12 protein-coding genes and 1 riboswitch are annotated in these 18,566 nt (G+C 65.5%); of the genes, 4 read left to right on the forward strand and 8 right to left on the reverse strand.

Annotated elements, in window-relative coordinates:
- Nucleotides 1-37: 37 nt before the first annotated feature.
- A complete protein-coding gene (gene tkt, locus TGR7_RS14515) occupies nucleotides 38-2,035 on the reverse strand; it encodes a transketolase (protein ID WP_012639429.1) in 1,998 nt (665 codons plus the stop codon).
- A 500-nt stretch (nucleotides 2,036-2,535) separates the two neighbouring features.
- Here tkt and metK point away from each other — a divergent pair, with 500 nt between their 5' ends.
- The 3 genes from metK to metF all read left to right on the forward strand — a co-directional run bounded on the left by metK (nucleotide 2,536) and on the right by metF (nucleotide 6,400).
- Nucleotides 2,536-3,711, forward strand: a complete 1,176-nt coding sequence (metK, locus tag TGR7_RS14520) for a methionine adenosyltransferase (protein ID WP_012639430.1) — start codon at nucleotides 2,536-2,538, stop codon at nucleotides 3,709-3,711.
- 202 nt (nucleotides 3,712-3,913) lie between these two features.
- Nucleotides 3,914-3,995: riboswitch (S-adenosyl-L-homocysteine riboswitch) on the forward strand.
- A gap of 18 nt (nucleotides 3,996-4,013) precedes the next feature.
- Entirely contained in the window at nucleotides 4,014-5,426 is a 1,413-nt protein-coding gene (gene ahcY / locus TGR7_RS14525) for an adenosylhomocysteinase (RefSeq protein ID WP_012639431.1), read from the forward strand.
- Nucleotides 5,427-5,539: 113 nt separating this feature from the next.
- Nucleotides 5,540-6,400 (forward strand): methylenetetrahydrofolate reductase [NAD(P)H], encoded by an 861-nt coding sequence (gene metF, locus TGR7_RS14530; protein WP_012639432.1) that lies wholly within the window; start codon nucleotides 5,540-5,542, stop codon nucleotides 6,398-6,400.
- Between the two features lie 176 nt (nucleotides 6,401-6,576).
- Here metF and TGR7_RS14535 read toward each other — a convergent pair whose 3' ends face one another.
- Nucleotides 6,577-7,416, reverse strand: coding sequence for a phosphate/phosphite/phosphonate ABC transporter substrate-binding protein (locus TGR7_RS14535; RefSeq protein WP_245522994.1), 840 nt, complete (start codon nucleotides 7,414-7,416; stop codon nucleotides 6,577-6,579).
- 209 nt (nucleotides 7,417-7,625) lie between these two features.
- Here TGR7_RS14535 and TGR7_RS14540 point away from each other — a divergent pair, with 209 nt between their 5' ends.
- The gene (locus TGR7_RS14540) at nucleotides 7,626-8,360 is read left to right on the forward strand and encodes a 16S rRNA (uracil(1498)-N(3))-methyltransferase (protein WP_012639434.1); all 735 of its coding nucleotides are present in this window, start codon (nucleotides 7,626-7,628) and stop codon (nucleotides 8,358-8,360) included.
- Nucleotides 8,361-8,442: 82 nt separating this feature from the next.
- Here the strand turns inward: TGR7_RS14540 and TGR7_RS14545 are convergent, their stop codons facing one another.
- The 6 genes from TGR7_RS14545 to TGR7_RS14570 form a co-directional block, all read right to left on the reverse strand.
- Nucleotides 8,443-8,910, reverse strand: a complete 468-nt coding sequence (locus TGR7_RS14545; RefSeq protein WP_012639435.1) for a chemotaxis protein CheW — start codon at nucleotides 8,908-8,910, stop codon at nucleotides 8,443-8,445.
- Nucleotides 8,911-8,942: 32 nt separating this feature from the next.
- Nucleotides 8,943-14,867, reverse strand: coding sequence for a hybrid sensor histidine kinase/response regulator (locus TGR7_RS14550; RefSeq protein WP_012639436.1), 5,925 nt, complete (start codon nucleotides 14,865-14,867; stop codon nucleotides 8,943-8,945).
- 54 nt (nucleotides 14,868-14,921) lie between these two features.
- Complete coding sequence (locus tag TGR7_RS14555; RefSeq protein WP_012639437.1) at nucleotides 14,922-17,024, reverse strand: methyl-accepting chemotaxis protein; 2,103 nt, start codon at nucleotides 17,022-17,024, stop codon at nucleotides 14,922-14,924.
- A gap of 134 nt (nucleotides 17,025-17,158) precedes the next feature.
- Entirely contained in the window at nucleotides 17,159-17,704 is a 546-nt protein-coding gene (locus TGR7_RS14560; protein ID WP_012639438.1) for a chemotaxis protein CheW, read from the reverse strand.
- A gap of 4 nt (nucleotides 17,705-17,708) precedes the next feature.
- A complete protein-coding gene (locus tag TGR7_RS14565) occupies nucleotides 17,709-18,071 on the reverse strand; it encodes a response regulator (protein WP_012639439.1) in 363 nt (120 codons plus the stop codon).
- 125 nt (nucleotides 18,072-18,196) lie between these two features.
- Nucleotides 18,197-18,550: a response regulator gene (locus tag TGR7_RS14570; protein ID WP_018953767.1), complete on the reverse strand. Its 354-nt coding sequence runs from the start codon at nucleotides 18,548-18,550 to the stop codon at nucleotides 18,197-18,199.
- Nucleotides 18,551-18,566 lie beyond the last annotated feature (16 nt).

The following is an 18,566-nucleotide window of genomic DNA, read 5'->3' on the forward strand; positions in this document are numbered from 1 at the left end:
CCCTGCACCGGGGCGCGGGTCTTGAACCGTTCCGGGATCAGGCGAGGACCTCTTCCACGGCCCTGGCGACGTTCTCGGCGGTGAAGCCGAACTCCTTCATCAGGGCGCCGCCGGGGGCGGATTCACCGAAGCGGTCGATGCCCACCACGCGGCCGTCGAGGCCCACGTACTTGAGCCAGAAACCGGTGACACCGGCCTCTACGGCCACCCGGGCGCGCACGGCCTTGGGCAGCACGGCCTCGCGGTAGGCGGCGTCCTGGGCGTCGAACAGGTCGGCGCAGGGCATGGAGACCACGCGCACCTTCCTGCCCTTGCCGGCCAGGCTCTCGGCCGCTTCCATGGCGATACCCACCTCGGAACCGGTGGCGATGATGATGGCGTCAGGGGTGCCGTCGGTGTCCTTGAGGATGTAACCGCCCTTGGCGATGCTGGCCACCTGCTCGGCGCTGCGGGCCTGGTGGGGCAGGTTCTGACGGGACAGGATCAGGGAGGTGGGACCGGAGGTCCGCTCAATGCCCGCCTTCCAGGCCACGGCCGTCTCCACCGCGTCACAGGGGCGCCACAGGGACATGTTGGGGATGATGCGCAGGCTGCTCACCTGCTCGATCGGCTGGTGGGTGGGGCCGTCCTCGCCCAGACCGATGGAGTCGTGGGTCAGCACGTAGATCACCCGCTGCTTGGTGAGCGCGGACATGCGCATGCCGTTGCGGGCGTAGTCGGAGAAGATCAGGAAGGTGCCGCCGTAGGGGATGAAGCCGCCGTGCAGGGCAATGCCGTTCATGATCGCGGCCATGCCGAACTCGCGCACGCCGTAGAACACGTAGTTACCGTCGCCGTCTTCCTTGCTAACGCCCTTGGAACCCTTCCACAGGGTCAGGTTGGAACCGGCCAGGTCGGCGGAGCCGCCCAGCAGTTCCGGCAGGGCCGGGGCATAGCCGCCGATGGCGTTCTGGGAGGCCTTGCGGGAGGCGATGGTCTCGGCCTTGTCGATGGTGGCCTTGATGTAGGCGCCGGCCTTCTCCTGCCAGTCGGCAGGCAGCTCACCGCTCATGCGGCGCTTGAACTCGGCGGCCAACTGCGGGTGGGCCTTTTCATACTCGGCGAAGGTCTTGTTCCAGGCGGCTTCGGCCTGGGCACCCTTGTCGCGGGCGTTCCAGCCGGCGTAGATCTCGTCGGGGATGACGAAGGGCTCGTGCTTCCAGCCCAGGGTCTCGCGGGCCAGCTTGATCTCGTCGTTGCCCAGGGGCGCGCCGTGGCACTCTTCCTTGCCCTGCTTGTTGGGGGAGCCGAAACCGATCACGGTCTTGCAGCAGATGATGGAGGGCTTGTCGGTGACCTTGCGGGCAGCCTCGATGGCCTTCTTCACCGCCTCGCCGTCGTGGCCGTCCACGCCGGGCACCACGTGCCAGCCGTAGGACTCGAAGCGCTTGGGGGTGTCGTCGGTGAACCAGCCTTCCACTTCACCGTCGATGGAGATGCCGTTGTCGTCGTAGAAGGCGATCAGCTTGCCCAGGCCCAGGGTGCCGGCCAGGGAGCAGGCCTCGTGGGAGATGCCTTCCATGAGGCAGCCATCACCCAGGAACACGTAGGTGTTGTGGTCCACCACGGTGTGGCCGTCGCGGTTGAAGTGGGCGGCCAGGGCCTTCTCGGCGATGGCCATGCCCACGGCATTGGTGATGCCCTGGCCCAGGGGGCCGGTGGTGGTCTCAACGCCGGGGGTGTAACCGTATTCAGGGTGACCGGGGGTCTTGGAGTGCAGCTGACGGAAGTTCTTCAGCTCGTCCATGGGCAGGTCGTAGCCGGTGAGGTGCAGCAGGGAGTAGACCAGCATGGAGCCGTGGCCATTGGACATCACGAAGCGGTCGCGGTCGGCCCACTTGGGGTTGGCCGGGTTGTGCTTCATGTAGTCGTTCCACAGCACCTCGGCGATATCAGCCATGCCCATGGGGGCGCCGGGGTGACCGGAGTTGGCCTTCTGGACCGCATCCATGCTGAGCGCACGGATGGCGTTGGCTAGCTCTCTACGGGAAGGCATAAGGATCTCCTGCAAGATAAAAGTGAAAAGGCTTAGGGTTTCATCAATCTGCTCCGGGCCGCCCCTGTTTCTGATGGTTGTGGTGGGGCGGCGGCCCGGTCGGTGTCTCTGCACGATCCGGGAAATGCGGTCCTGCGGCCGGCGCGTGGTGAGAGTGGCGCTCGAACATCCAGCGCCCCTGTCGGATGCTGGAAATCGGCGCAGCACGGGCCCCCTGCCGCCGGCATGGAGCGAAGCATTTTCCCCGAGTGGGCCATGCGGGGCAAGCCTGCCCCGCGTAGAAGCCCCCAGACCGACCTCCGGAGGGAGCCCGCCCCCGGCCGCAATAACCCTATCAAGCAGATGATTTTAAAAAGGATTTATGACAGCCCCGGAGAGCTTTCCCGCCCCCGGCGGGATGCATTCACAAGGCGAAATCGGCTACAATCCCCACTCTTTGGGTCCTGCCACCCTAGGCCGCCCACTCACCATGGCCATTCTGACGGAGCATCAGAAAAAGCATGAAAAACAACTACCTGTTCACCTCCGAGTCCGTTTCCGAGGGTCATCCCGACAAGATGGCCGACCAGGTCTCCGACGCCATCGTGGACGCCATCCTCGCCCAGGACCCCCATGCCCGGGTGGCCTGCGAGACCCTGGTGAAGACTGGCATGGTCGTACTGGCCGGTGAGATCACCACCCATGCCAACGTGGACTACGAGGCCCTGGTGCGCGAGGTGGTGGTGGACATCGGCTATGACGACTCCGACGTGGGCTTCGACGGCAACACCTGCGCCGTGCTCAACGCCATCGGCAAGCAGTCCCCGGACATCGCCCAGGGCGTTGACCGGGACGTGAGCAACCGGGAAAACCAGGGCGCCGGCGACCAGGGTCTGATGTTCGGCTATGCCAGCAACGAGACCGAGAACCTGATGCCGGCACCGATCTTCTACGCCCACAACCTGGTGCGCCGCCAGGCCGAGGTGCGCAAGCACGGCGAGCTGTCCTGGCTGCGCCCGGATGCCAAGAGCCAGATCACCTTCCGTTATGAGGATGGCCAGCCGGTGGGCATTGATGCGGTGGTGCTCTCCACCCAGCACGATCCGGAGATCGACCAGAAGGACCTGCGCGACGCGGTCATGGACATGATCCTCAAGCCCGTGCTGCCCGCCCAGTGGCTAGACGCCTGCCCGGCCGAGAACATCCACATCAACCCGACCGGCAAGTTCGTCATCGGCGGCCCGGTGGGTGACTGCGGCCTGACCGGGCGCAAGATCATCGTCGACACCTACGGCGGCATGGCCCGCCACGGCGGCGGCGCCTTCTCCGGCAAGGACCCCTCCAAGGTGGACCGCTCCGCCGCCTACGCCGGCCGTTACGTGGCCAAGAACATCGTCGCCGCGGGGCTGGCAGACCGCTGCGAGATCCAGGTCTCCTACGCCATCGGCGTGGCCAGGCCCACCTCCATCAGCATCGAGACCTTCGGCACCGGCAAGGTGGCCGACCGGCGCATCGTCGAACTGGTGCGCGAGCACTTCGACCTGCGCCCCTGGGGCATCATCACCATGCTGGACCTGCTGCGCCCCATCTACCGTGGCACCGCCGCCTACGGCCACTTCGGCCGCGAGGACCTGGACCTGCCCTGGGAACGCACCGACAAGGCCGCCGACCTGGCCGCGGCTGCCGGCTTGAAGTGATCACGGATTGCCGCAGAGGCGCAAAGACGCAGAGAAATGAGATGACCTGACCGGATTTTCAGGATGTGATCCGTGGTTTCTGAAACCACCTCCTTTCAATCATGTCAATCCTGTCATGGATGATTTCCCTCTGCGTCTTTGCGCCTCAGCGGCAAGACCTGATTTTTGAAGTACCCCGCGGTCAAGCATCCGCGGTTTGTTACGTGTCGAGGAGCGCTGCAGCGGGTTTATGCCCCGTCAGGCTCGGCACGGCGCAACAACCGTAGTAACGGCGCTCATCCGACAACCATGGAGATCCACCCATGAATGCTGTGATGAACCCGAAGCACGACTACATCGTTGCCGACATCAACCAGGCCGACTTCGGCCGCAAGGAAATCGCCATCGCCGAGACCGAAATGCCCGGCCTGATGGCGGTACGCGAGGAATTCGCCAAGGCCCAGCCGCTCAAGGGCGCCCGCATCGCCGGCAGCCTGCACATGACCATCCAGACCGCGGTGCTGATCCAGACCCTGGAGGCCCTCGGCGCCGAGGTCCGCTGGGCCTCCTGCAACATCTACTCCACCCAGGACCACGCCGCCGCAGCCATCGCCGCCAACGGCACGCCGGTGTTCGCCTACAAGGGCGAGACCCTGGACGACTACTGGGACTACGCCCATCGCATCTTCGAGTGGCATGACGGCGGCAGCGCCAACATGATCCTGGACGACGGCGGTGACGCCACCCTGCTGCTCATCCTGGGCACCCAGGCCGAGTCCGATCCCTCCGTGTTGGCGAAGCCCGGCAACGACGAAGAGCGCGCCCTGTTCGCCTCCATCAAGAAGCGCCTGGCCGAATCGCCCAACTGGTACTCCAACATCAAGAAGAACATCCAGGGCGTGACCGAGGAGACCACCACCGGCGTGCATCGTCTCTATCAGATGCAGAAGGACGGCACCCTGCCCTTCCCCGCCATCAACGTCAACGACTCGGTCACCAAGTCCAAGTTCGACAACCTGTACGGCTGCCGCGAGTCCCTGGTGGACGCCATCAAGCGCGCCACCGACGTGATGATCGCCGGCAAGATCGCCGTGGTGTGCGGTTACGGTGACGTGGGCAAGGGCAGCGCCCAGTCCCTGCGCGGCCTGGGTGCTACCGTATGGATCACCGAGATCGACCCCATCTGCGCCCTGCAGGCGGCCATGGAGGGTTACCGGGTGGTGACCATGGACGAGGCCGCCGGCAAGGCGGACATCTTCGTCACCGCCACCGGCAACAAGAACGTGATCACCCACGACCACATGGCAGCCATGAAGAACCAGGCCATCGTGTGCAACATCGGTCACTTCGACTCCGAGATCGACGTGGCGTCCCTGCGCAAGCACCAGTGGGAGAACATCAAGCCCCAGGTGGATCACGTGATCTTCCCGGACGGCAAGCGCATCATCCTGCTGGCCGAGGGCCGGTTGGTGAACCTGGGCTGCGGCACGGGCCACCCGAGCTTCGTGATGTCCAACTCCTTCACCAACCAGGTGATGGCCCAGATCGAGCTCTTCTGCCACGGCGACCGCTACAAGAACGAGGTCTACGTGCTGCCCAAGCACCTGGACGAAAAGGTGGCGGCCCTGCACCTGAAGAAGATCGGCGCCAATCTCACCCGGCTCACCGAGGAGCAGGCCAGGTACCTGGGTCTGCCGGTGGACGGTCCCTTCAAGCCGGAACACTACCGGTATTAAAGGCAGGTACAAGGTACAAGGGGCAAGGCACAAGGGAGCAACCCCCTGTACCTTGCCCCTTGGTTTGCCTTTCCCTTTTTCCTTAGTTCCTTTGCCCTTGTACCTTCGACATCATGAAATCACAGAAAGCATACGAGAAAGTATTCAGTTTCGAGTTCTTCCCGCCCAAGACCGACGAGGGCGCGGAGAAACTGCGCAAGGCCCGGGAGGCCCTGGCCGAACTGAAACCCAAGTTCTTCTCCGTCACCTACGGCGCCGGCGGTTCGACCCAGGCGCGCACCCTGGACACGGTGCTGGAGATCCAGCGCGATGCCCGCTTCGAGGCGGCACCCCACCTCTCCTGCATCGGTTCCACGCGGGAGCATATCCGCGAGATCCTGGAGCTGTATCGCAACAACGGCATCCGCCACATCGTCGCCCTGCGCGGCGACATGCCCTCGGGCATGCGCGGCGAGCCGGGCGAGCTGCGCTACGCCAATGAACTGGTGGAATTCATCCGCCAGGAGACCGGCGATCACTTCTTCATCGAGGTGGCCGCCTACCCGGAGATGCATCCCCAGGCACCCAGCTATGAAAAGGACCTGGAGAACTTCAAGCGCAAGGTGGATGCAGGCGCCGATTCGGCCATCACCCAGTATTTCTACAACGCCGACGCCTATTACCACTTCGTGGACAGCTGCGAGAAGATGGGCGTGACCCTGCCCATCGTGCCCGGCATCATGCCCATCACCAACTACACCCAGCTGGCGCGCTTCTCGGACGCCTGCGGTGCCGACATTCCGCGCTGGATCCGCAAGCGCCTGGAGGGTTTCGGTGATGACAGCGCCGCCATCCGGGCCTTCGGCGAGGACGTGGTGACCCGCTTGTGCGAGAAGCTGCTGGAGGCCGGCGCACCGGGCCTGCACTTCTACACCATGAACCAGGCCGGCCCGACCCTGGCGATCTGGAACAACCTGGGCCTGGGCGGACGCTAGCCCGCCGACCAGGCAGCGCACGAAAAAGGGCGGCCCGATGGGCCGCCCTTTTTCGTGCAAGCCCCTCGGGCCTGCCAGCGAACAGAATCACAGGACGGCCCCTGGCCGCCGCAGAACGGGGCACGACCGCGGAACGGCGGGCACGGCCCGCCCTATCACCGGGGTGGACAGGCCAACTACCAGCCGAACAACACGCCCTTGAGCAGGCGGTCATGGGGCCGGTACTCGTCGTCGTTTGCGGGGATGAACACCTGCGCATCCCGGGCAAAGGTGCGCAGGACAGCCGCCACGGCGGGCTCGTTCGTGGCGGTCATCAATTCACGCAGGCGGGCAGACTGGACTTCATCCACCCGCTCACCGACGCTGAAACCCTGGTTGGGCAGCGGCGGGCTTTCGAACAGGATGCGGGTTCCGCGACGCTCATCGTCGCTCAACTGGTTGTGGTAGAAATTGGTGGGCAGCGCGACGGCATCGCACTCCCCGGCGCGGAACTCGTCGAAGGCCTGGCGCATCCCGCGCCGGGCGGAGTGGATCACCGGCTGACGGATCACGTCCGGATACTCGGCCAGCATCACCAGGGGCGCCAGGTTCGGCGGCGCCACGGAGCAGATCTTGCGGGCCACCAGGTCCTGCAACGCCCCAACGCTGTCATCGCCCTCGCGCACAAGCAGGTAGAAGCGCAGCGTGCCGGGCATCCTCGCCACGGGCCGGTGATTCAGCTCGGCCATGCGCCAGGCGATCAGATGGGGGCCGTCCAGCAGAATGTCATAGGCGTCGTTGCGCATGTCCCGCTGGTAGGTGAGCCAGCTGCCGGGATGCCGATAGATCACCGGCACGCCCAGCACTTCACTCATCCGCTCCACCAGGGGGCCGTACAGTTGCTCGCCCTGCTCGGGGGTCTCCCGTGGCGCCGCACTGAACACCAGGGGCTCCTGTGCCAGGCCCTGTCCGGCGGCAAGCCACAGCCCGACCCACAGTACAATCTGCCGCAGGATGCGGCCGCGAATGCCTTTCATGTCGTTCACCTCTGAGATACCCCGCATCCCGTGGTCCGATCCGAGGTCGATCATTTTGATGTTATTGGCCGGTCTGCCCGGCGGCGCCATTGTGTAGCATATGGAACCAGGATTCACCGTCACTGGCGGTGGTTTCCGAGTTTCCCGAGCATTCACCAGACAATCGGCACGCGCCATCCGCGTCCGCCCCCTTCAGCGAGTTCCTGCTCATGCGCACCACCCGTCTGTACCTGAACCAGTCCCTGTCCGTCGGGGACACCATCGAACTGGACGAACGCGCTCACCGACATGTGGTACAGGTGTTGCGCCTGCGCCCCGGCGCGGAACTCGTGCTGTTCAACGGTCAGGGTGGGGAATACCGCGCCACACTGACCGAGGCCCAAAAGCGTCACTCCAGTGTTTCCCTCACCGGCTTCGATCCCCGTGACACCCGCCCAGCACTCCCGGTCACCCTGGTGCAGGGCATCTCCAAGGGGGACCGCATGGACTACAGCCTGCAGAAGGCCACGGAACTGGGGGTGAGCAGGATCCAGCCGGTGCTCACCCAGCGCAGCCAGGCACCGGGCGACCCCAGGCGCCTGGACAACCGGCTGGAACACTGGCGCGGCGTGGTGATCAGCGCCTGCGAACAATGCGGACGCAACGAGCTGCCCGAGCTGGGCGGGGTGATATCATTTCAGGCGTGGCTGGGCAGCGAACCGGACAGCGGCCTAGGCCTGGTCCTGGACCCGCGCGCGGAGACCGGATTGTCCGGGCTCGTCCCGCCTGAAGGTGAGGTCAGCCTGCTGATCGGACCCGAGGGAGGCCTGGACGAGGCCGAGATCCTGGCCGCCCGGCACCGGGGCTTCACTCCGGTGCGCCTGGGCCCGAGGATCCTGCGCACGGAGACCGCCGGCGTGGCGGCACTGGCGGTGATTCAGGGCTTGTGGGGGGACCTTCGTTGAAGCGCGAAGTGGGAATTGGGAGGTGCGAAGTGAAGGATTTTGACTTCCGACTTCCGACTTCCCAATTCCCACTTCTTATTCTTCAAAGCCTTTGAAGATATTCCTTGAGCAACCCCTCGATGCGCTCCAGGGTGGGGATCAGGCAGGTCACACCGCTGGCGCGCACGCGCCGGGCGATGCTGCCGTCACCGGGGTCGGGCTCCGATGAAGCCTCCAGGTCCTGGGGACGGATCTTCAGGGGGTGGGGAATGCCACGCACCTGCAGGGCGTAGTAGGTGAGCCCCGGGAACTGCTCCAGGCCATGCATCACCAGCATGCGCTGCAGGCGGTTGCGGGGTTCCGGGGCGGCGCCCATGAGGGTCTCCACGGACACCACCGGCACCTGTTCGTTGCGCCACTCCACCAGACCGGTGAGCCAGGGCGGGGCGCCAGGGATCTCGCGCATGAACTGCTGGGTCACCACCTCGGCCACGGCCGGCTGGGGCAGCAGCAGGTGATGCTCCGTCACCGGGACGATGAAGCAGCTGAGGCTTTCCTGGGCGTCACTCATGGGTCAATCAAGATTCCTGTGTTTTGCCGCCATCACTGCGCCAGGATGTCCTGGATGTTGGCGAGCAGATCCGCCTCCTGGTAGGGCTTGCCCAGGTAGCGGTTCACGCCGATGTCCAGGGCACGCTGGCGGTGCTTTTCACCGGTACGGGAGGTGATCATGATGATCGGGATCTCCCTGAGCCGGCTGTCATTGCGGATATGGGTGGCCAGCTCATAGCCGTCCATGCGCGGCATCTCGATATCCAGCAGCATCACGTCGGGCACATGCTCCTGAAGCTGGGCCACGGCGTCGAGACCGTCCTTCGCCGTGATGACCCGATAGTGGTTGCGCTCCAGCATGCGCGCCGTGACCTTGCGGATGGTGATGGAGTCGTCCACCACCATGACCGTGGGAATGTGCTCCTCCGCCTCTGCGGCCTCGCCTTCCGGCGCCCGGTAGACCAGCTGCACACCGGCACCGATGCGCACCAGGGCCGGCACGTCCAGGATCAGCACCACGCGACCGTCGCCCAGGATGGTGGCACCGGAGATGCCGCGCACCTTGGCCACCTGCGGCCCCACCGACTTGATCACCACCTCGCGGCTGCCCAGCAGGCCGTCCACGTGCAGGGCGATACGGTGATCACCGGAACGCACCAGCAGCACGGGGTACATCACGTCCGAGGCATGCAGGTTGGGCTGGGAGACTTCCAGCAGGGCACCCAGGTGTTTCACCTCGTAGGTGTTGCCGGCATAGTCGTAGGTGGGATTGGCCTCCTCGTAGTAGCGGGCCAGGTCGCCGGCACGCGCGCGCACGATGCCTTCGATGCTGGACAGGGGCACGGCGTAGATATCCTCGCCCACCTGCACCAGCAGGGCCTGGTTGATGGCCAGGGTGAAGGGCAGGCGCACCGTGAAGCGGGTGCCCTTGCCGGGCACGGTCTCGATGCCCAGGGTGCCGCCCAGCTGCTTGATCTCGCTGTTCACCACGTCCATGCCCACGCCGCGTCCCGAGATCTGGCTGACCTCCTGGGCGGTGGAGAAACCGGACTCGAGGATGAACTGCATGATGTCCTCGTCGGTGAGCGCCTCGTCGCCCTTGATCAGGCCCAGGCGCATGGCCTTGCTGCGCACGGCATCCAGGTTGATGCCGCCGCCGTCGTCGCTGACCCGGATCACCACCTCGGAGCCCTCACGGGTGACCTGGATGTCAATATGCCCCGCATCGGCCTTGCCCGTGGCGCGGCGCTTGTCCGCTGACTCGATGCCGTGATACACGGCGTTGCGCAGCATGTGCTCCAGGGGCGAGACCATGCGCTCGAGCACGGAGCGGTCCAGTTCGCTGCCTTCACCCTGGATGTCCAGCTCCACCCGCTTGCCCAGTTCCGTGGCCGTCTGGCGCACCACACGGCGCAGACGCGGCACCATGTTGGAGAACTGCACCATGCGCGTGCGCATGAGGCCTTCCTGCAGGTCGGTACTCACGCGGGACTGCTGCAGCAGCAGGGTCTCGGAGTCGCGCACCTGGTCGGAGAGGATGTCCTGGATACTCACCAGGTCGTTGATGGATTCGGCCAGGGCCCGGGACAGCTGCTGGATGTTGGAGTAGCGGTCCATCTCCAGCGGATCGAAATCCGCGTCGATCTCGTGGTCCTGTTTCTCCTGCTCATAGCGGAACAGGATCTGCGCCTCGGTCTCCATCTCCAGCTTGCGCAGCTGTTCACGCAGACGGGTCACGGTCTGGGACAGCTCGCCCAGATTGAAACGGAACCCGGTGATCTGCTGTTCCAGACGGGCGTGGTAGATGTTCACCTCGCCCGCGTAGTTCACCAGGTTGTCCAGCACCTCGGAGCGCACACGCACCAGCTCCTGGGGACCGCTGTCGGCGGCCGCACGGGCACCGGCCCGGGCCGGCTCTTCCGCCGGCGCCGCCGCAGACACTTCGGGGATCTCGGTCAGGGTGGGCTCACCGCCGCCGTAGCCCGGCTCTTCCACCAGTTCCAGGGTCTCGTCCGGGAGTTCGTCCACGCTCAGGCGCGGGGATGCCTCGTCGACCGGGATCTCCTCGATGACGATCTCGTCCTCGACCGGGGACTGGGCCGGGATCTCCTCGGTGATGGAGACGGTCTCGGGTACTGACGGCGCGGCCCGCTCGGCGGGGGCCTCGGCCTCGCCGGCCTTGAAACCGGAAAGCCGCGCGATCAGATCCGGGGCGGTGATCAGCGACTCACGCCGGCGGGCCTGTTCCAGCTGTCGGCTCAGGGTGTCCAGGGACTGGGCCACCACGTCCAGCATCGCGGGCTGCGCCTGGCCACGGCCCTCGGTGATGTCGATCACCAGGGTCTCCAGGGCATGACTCAGATCGCCGATAGGCCGCAGACCCGCCATGCGGGCGCCGCCCTTGAGGGTATGCAGCTGGCGCTGGATCTCGGCAATGATGCCCTGATCGTTCAGGTTGTGACGCCAGGACTCCAGCAGGTTGTCGCTGGCATCCAGGATCTCGCCACCCTCTTCCAGGAAGATGTCCACCAGCTCCTGGTCCTGCTCGTCGTAGGTGACGGCCTCGGTCGGTGCGGGCTGCGCCGGAACGGCAGCTGCAGCGGCCGCGGCCAGGGCGGCCGCCGACTGGCGGGCCTCCTCCTGGCGAACCCTTTCCTGACGTGCCAGTTCCTCATCCAGCATCGCCTGCATGTCTTCAGCCAGACGTTCGCCGGAAGGCAGGGGATCCTCGCCCCGGCCCAGGGCCTCGATCACGCCGCTGACGTGCTCGATGAGCGACCAGAACCCGGGCAGGGCTGCACCGGGCACGAAGGCCTCGGTGTCCGCGCGCGCCTTGACGTAGCGCTCGCAGGGCGCACAGACCTCGAAGATCTCGGGGACCTCCGCCGTGCGAGCCGCGCCGTTGAGGGTGTGTACCGCGCGCAGCAGTGCATCAGTGACCGGCATGCCGCCGTCTTCCCGGGACGCGCCCTCCAGCTGGCTACGCAGGGTGTTGAGATGCTGGGTGGCCTCGTTACGGAAGATCTCGAACAGGGCCGGGTCCATACGCTGGGCCACCGGTGGCACTGCCTCGGCCGGCGTCGGCTCCATGCCCGGAATCTCTGCCCTGGCCATGAAGCGGGTTTCCGCCTCGTGATGGTCGGACAGTCCGGCCGGTGCGGAGATCACCGTATCGGCCTCCGGCCGCGGGGTACCCGCCTCAGGCGCCTCGAGCGCCTCGGTTTCAAACGTCAGGGTCGACTCTTCGGGCGGTGTCTCGAGGCTGCCAAATTCGCCTTCAAGTGGTTCGAGTGCGTTCAGTTCCTCGGCGGCAGCGCCAACGTCCAGGTCCTCCAGGGACAGGCCGGTCTCTCCCTGGGCCAGGGTATCCTCATCCGTGCCCGGCTCCAGCGCCAGATCGAAGCCACCCTCGACTGCGAGGCCTGTCAGGGTGTCATCGGCCTGCGGACCGGTCTCGGCGGTCACGGGGGCCTGGACATCCGGGCTGGAAAAATCCAGATCCTCCCGGTCCAGGATCACGGTGGGCACGACCTCGCCGGAGATCTCCGGCTCGGAAGCCTCGGGTGCCTCAGCGAGTGCGGCGCTCACCGGGGGCTCGACAGGGGCTAGCGCCGGCGGGGCGGCCCTGGCAGGCGCGGTCTCACCGCGGGCCAGGGCGTGAGCCCGGGCCATCAGCGCATAGGTGCCGGGCTCATCACCCTCGCCTCCCTCGATCTGCCCGCGCAACACGGGCAGCATCCGCAGGGCTTCGCCCAGCACGGCGTAGACGGCCGGGCCGGGAGAGACGCTCTGGTCGATGATGCGGTTGAGCAGGTTTTCCATGGACCAGGCAAATTCACCCAGCAGCAACGCGCCGACCAGACGGCCGCTGCCCTTGAGGGTGTGGTAGGAACGGCGCACCGTGGTGAGCGCCTCCTGGTCTGCCGGGTTCTCCCGCCAGCGCGGCAGGTATTCGCTGATGCGCTCGATCTCTTCCGTGGTCTCTTCCAGGAAGATCTCCTTGATCTCCTCGTCCACCTCACCGGAAAGCACCGGGAAGCGCTGCGGCTCGGGTTCGGGCTCCGCTGCCGGCGCGGCCGCGATCTCCTCGGACGGTTGCGCCACCTCAACCGACTCCGGGACTTCCGCCACGGTTGCCTCGGGCTCGGGCATGTCTGCTGCCGGTGCGGGACGCGATGTCATCCAGGTCGCGTCTTCGTCGGCTGCAGGCATCGACAGACCATGCTCCGGGGTGACGATCAGGGTCTCGTCGGCGGAGAGGGCCGCAGGCAGTTCGGGCGTGCTGAGTCGGGCCACGCAGGTCCGCGCGGTCTCCAGCATCGGGCGTGGATCCCCGTTGCCAGAGTCCAGGGTCTCCAGATAGAGCTCCACCGCCGTGATGGCCTCGGCCAGGGCCTCCTGCTGCTCTGCCGGGGGCACCTTGCCGGTGGCCAGGACACCGGCCTGCACGTAATCGCGGATGCCACGCAGCACCTCCTCCACGCCCTCCAGGGAGAGGATGGAGAGCGCGCCGCCCACCCGCTGCAGGGTCGCCGGGACTTCGCTCAGATGCTCGACCTTGGCCGGTTCCGCCACGAAATCGAGGATGCCGCTCTTGGCCCGGGTCATGTCGGCCAGGGCCTCACGCAGCATGGAATTGATGATGGTGCGCGACTCGGCGGCGGACAGTTCGCCCAGGGCATCGGGCAGCAGTCCGGCACGGGCACCGGCGCGCCCACGGGAGGCCACCAGGCCGTTGACCGCAGCTTCCATGTTGAGCAGGCGGGAGGCCACGTCCATGAGCAGCGTATCGTCCTTGGCCTCATCACCGGCCGCGATCAGGGCATCGATGGTATCGGCCTCGCGCAGGGCCATCTCCCGGGGCTCGGCCATACCCAGCATGGCCATGGTATCGGCCATGCGATGCAGCTTCTCCACCTGGGGCTTGAGATCCTCCACCCTGGCCTGGGCGCTGTGCATGAACACGTCCAGACCGTCCTTGACCTCGGCCAGGTCCTCGCGGATGGCGCGGGAGACCGTGTCCATCAGCTCCTGATTGGGGCCGCGGATGTTGGCCAGGGCCTCTTCCAGGTCCGCGCCCTCGGGCAGCAGCTCGTTGAGGCGGAAGGCACGCTTGACCGCGCCCACCTGCTCGCCGCCGGGACGGGAGCGGGCCACGTAGTAGAGCAGGTTCTTGATCAGGTCACCGGGGATACGCGCGCCCAGGGCGGACTCGCCGTCCTGGATCAGCACACGCATCTCGCGGTCGATGCGCCCCAGCAGCTGCTTGACCGTGACGCTGGGCTCCAGGGCGCCGCTGCCGAGGGCCTCGGCGACGGCACCGCCCACCCAGAACAGACGCCGCACGGCATCGTCCCTGGCGGCCCGGCGCAGGTCGGCGATCACCGACTGGATGCGCTGCAGGCTCTGGGGTACGTCGCGGTTGCGGAACAGACCCAGCAGACCGAGCTGGTAGTGATGGCGGCTGCGGCGTGCCAGTTCACGGATGTCCTCGCCGCTGGGTCTGACCTCGGTCTCGCCCTCGTCGCGATCCATGATGCCTTCCATGTCCGGGAAGAACAGCACGTTCTCGGACATCAGGCTGGCGTTGCGGGTGGTGCGAAGATCGTTGAGCAGGGGCAGCAGGACGATGGGGATGTCCCGATGCCCGGTCTGGATGTGTTCAAGGTAATCGGGCAGCTGCAGGATGGCCCGCATCAGCACCTCGAAGGCGTCGTCACGGCTGGTGACACTGCCGTCGCGCACCGCCTGGGTGAGGCGCACCATCTCCTCGGCGAGCAGGGCGGCGCCGTGCAGCTCCACCATCTGCAGGGTGCCGTTGACCTGTCGAAGCTTGGACTCCGTGTCCGCCAGCTTGTCGGTCTGGGCGTCGTCCTCGATGTAGGACTCCAGCGCGACGCGCGCCTCGTTGAGCAGCGCGTCCAGCTCCTTCTTCACCCAGTGCAGGGCGCTGTACTCGATGGTCTCGTCAGTCATGGCACACCTGGCTGCTTGTGGGAACGGGCGAATGGAGGCTCATGGCGCCTTGGCTCAGGCCACCTTGTGCTCGCCTACGTCCAGCTGCTCGTCTTCTTGATCGATGATGACCGTATCGAGCTGCTCCGACTCGGGCAGCTTGAAGCCGGCCACCGACTTGCGTAGTTCCGTTGCCAGGTTGGTGAGGTTACCGATGGACACCGCAGTCTCGTTGGTGCCGTCGGAGGTCTGCATGGTGATCTCCTGGATCACGTTCATGGTATTGGACACGTTCTGCGCCACCGAGGCCTGCTGACGGGCCGCGTGGGAGATGGTGGCGATCAGGTCGGCGAGCTGGTTGGACACGCCTTCGATCTCGTTCAGGGCATCGCCGGCGTCCAGGGCCAGCTTGGCACCGTTCACCACGTTGGCGGTGGACTGCTCCATGGAGATCACCGCCTCGTTGGTGTCGGCCTGAATGGTCTTCACCAGGGCCTCGATCTGCTTGGTGGCGTTGGCGGAACGTTCCGCGAGTCGCTGCACTTCGTCGGCCACCACCGCGAAGCCGCGGCCCGCCTCGCCGGCCGCCGACGCCTGGATGGCGGCATTGAGCGCGAGAATGTTGGTCTGGTCGGCGATGTCGTTGATCAGACCCACGATGTCACCGATCTCCTGGGAGGACTCACCAAGACGCTTGATTCGCTTGGAGGTCTCCTGGATCTGTTCGCGAATGGTGTCCATACCGTCGATGGTCTTGCGCACCGTCAGTGCGCCCTTGCCGGCGATGGCCACGGCCTTCTGGGCCACCTCCGCGGAGGTTTCGGCGCTGCGCGACACCTGCTCGATGGAATCGGCCATGTCGGTAATGGACGACGATGCCGAGGCGATCTCGCGGGCCTGGTGGTTGGAGGCATCGGCCAGGCGCAGGGCAGTGGACTGGGTCTTGACCGCTGCGGTAGAGACCTGCAAGGCGGTCTGGTTGATGGTGGTTACCAGGCTGCGCAGCGCGTCGATGGCGTAGTTGACCGAGTCGGCGATGGCACCGGTGATGTCCTCAGTCACCGTGGCGTGCACCGTCAGGTCACCTTCGGCCAGGTTGGTCATCTCGTCGAGCAATCGCAGAATGGCGCGCTGGTTACGACGGTTCTGTTCGGTGGTCACGGCCAGACGGCGGCGGGTATCCTGATACAGCACGTAACCCAGCAGGACCAGCATGGCCAGGGCCAGGGCACCGAACAGGTAGCCGGCGAAGACCCACAGATCCAGTCCCGAACCGTGGCCTAGCAGGGCCGTCTCAAGATCCGTGGTCACGGCCAGCATCTCGCCGGACAGACTTTCCAGTTGCTGGGCAGACTCCTTGATCTCGAACAGCTGAGGGGCCACTTCCAGGATGCCGCCCACGTTGTCGCTCACCATACTGAAAAGCATGGCCACTTCACGCAGCCGATTCTGAGCCTCGGGATCCTGCACCTGCACGATGCCGAGTGCCGGGAAACCGCGCACCATGCCTTCCAGCACGCGACCGAATTCAGCGGCATCACGGCCGAAACGGTCCGCCGCGCTGGCGGCGGTGATACCGCCCTCAAGCACACCGACCAGGTTGTTCTGTACCCGCTGGGCCAGCATCATCTGGCGCGTGGCGATGTAGATCTGGCGGGGCTCCGCACGCGCTGCGATCAGACTCTGCACCACGTCGTCGGAGAGCACGATGAGTTCGGGGATGGATTCGTTGATGACGTTGAAGTACTCGCTGGTGGCGAGCACCGCTTCACGACCGCCGATGATGCTGTCGATGTTGGCGCGATAGACGGCCCAGGCCGTCTCCACCGCGGCCAGTTCGCTGGCGATTTCCTCGGGCACGGCGGGCACGCCGGTGAGAGGGTTGCCCGCCTGCAGTGCGCTCAGACTGCGGTCGAACTCATCACGCAGTTGCTGGAGCTGCGTGAAGGCCGCGTCATTGCCTGCCGCGGATTCCAGGGCGAAGGTCGCGATTCGCTGCGAGGTCAGTCGCTGCTCGGCCGCCTCGGCCACGTGGCTGCGGTTCTGTGCCAGCTGCACGGTGTAGTAGACGAACGCCACCACCGTCAGCAGCATGAACACGATGAGCAATCCGCCCAGGATGGCGAAGGTTCGGTTAATACCGAGCTTCAGCCCGCTGTCGCTTGAAGACCCTTTCATAACAGTGCTCCCCACCCCAAAGGTGTTCTTTGTGTTGAGACCACCCCATTCCCTGCGGGGCGACGCTCGAGGTTTATTCTTATTCTATGCCCCGCTCTGCCTGGCGGCGGGGTTTGGCCTGACCCGTTCCGGGATCAGGTGGATACATTCAGAAAGCGTTCGTCCTGGGCAAGCCGCCAGGGGCTGAACACGGCCAGGTGTTCCTGGCCCGCATGGAAGGCACCGTCCAGATAGGGGCGCAGGGCCGGATCGGCCTCGGGCAGTTCCATGACGCGATCATCGGTCCAGTAATGCTTCATGCCCTGCACGGACTCGACCACCAGGCCCGCGTAGACACCCTGGTAGTTCACCACCAGCAGGCGATGGCGCCGGGAGTCACGGGGGAGGTTTTCTCCGAACAGGAAGCCCTGCAGATCCATCACCGGCAGCAGGTTGCCGCGCATGTTGGCCATGCCGCAGGCCCAGGGTTTCACACCGGGGATGCGGGTCACCGGAGGCGGGGTGACAATCTCCGCCACCTGACTCATGGGGGCCAGCAGTTGCTGCCCCCGCAGCCCGAACAGCACGCCCTTCCAGGCCTCCTTCTGCACTGACTGCATGGGCAGCTTGCCGGCCAGCTCCTCACCCTTGCGGGCCAGAAGCTGGAGATATTCGAAGGGATTCTGAAGGACGGCGGACATTGCCTCAGGCGACCAGGGCCTTGACGCGCTCGAGAAGATCGCGCTCCTTGACCGGCTTGACGATGTAGTCCTTGGCACCCCGGCGCATGGCCCAGACCTTGTCGGTCTCCTGGTCCTTGGTGGTGACCACGATCACCGGGATGCTGCTGGTGGCGGCATCGTTGGCCAGCTGGCGGGTGGCCTGGAAGCCATTGAGGCCAGGCATCACCACGTCCATCAGCACCAGCGCAGGCTTGTGCTGTTTGGCCATGGCGACACCCTCTTCACCGCTGGAGGCGGTCATCACGCTGTAGCCGTTCTTCTCCAGGATGGTCTTGAGTACGTGAATCTCGGTGGGCGAATCGTCAACTACCAGGATCTGCGTCATCGCGGGTGTTCTCCATTGATCAATCTGATGTTTACGTCATCCCGACGGCTTACAGTGTGTGCCTGCATCCCGGTCTGAACCGGCAGCACGCGGCGTGATCACACCACCCCGCCGGGTAGTTGTCCCTAGTGCTTGACATGCATCCTGATGGCGCCCAGCAGATCGTCGCGGGTAAAGGGTTTGGTCAGGTACTGCTCCGACCCCACGATCCGACCACGGGCCTTGTCAAAGATACTGTCCTTGCTGGACAGCATGATCACCGGTGTCTGCTTGAAAAGACGGTTGTGCTTGATCAGCGCGCAGGTCTGATAACCGTCCAGACGCGGCATCATGATGTCCACGAAAATGATGTCAGGCTTGTGCTCGGCGATCTTGGCCAGGGCCTCGAAGCCATCGGTGGCGGTCACCACCTCACACCCCTGTTTCTTGAGCAGGGTTTCAGCAGTCCGGCGGATCGTCTTGCTGTCGTCAATGACCATGACCTTGAGCCCAGCA

Source organism: Thioalkalivibrio sulfidiphilus HL-EbGr7 (genome assembly GCF_000021985.1).
GTDB lineage: Bacteria > Pseudomonadota > Gammaproteobacteria > Ectothiorhodospirales > Ectothiorhodospiraceae > Thioalkalivibrio_A > Thioalkalivibrio_A sulfidiphilus.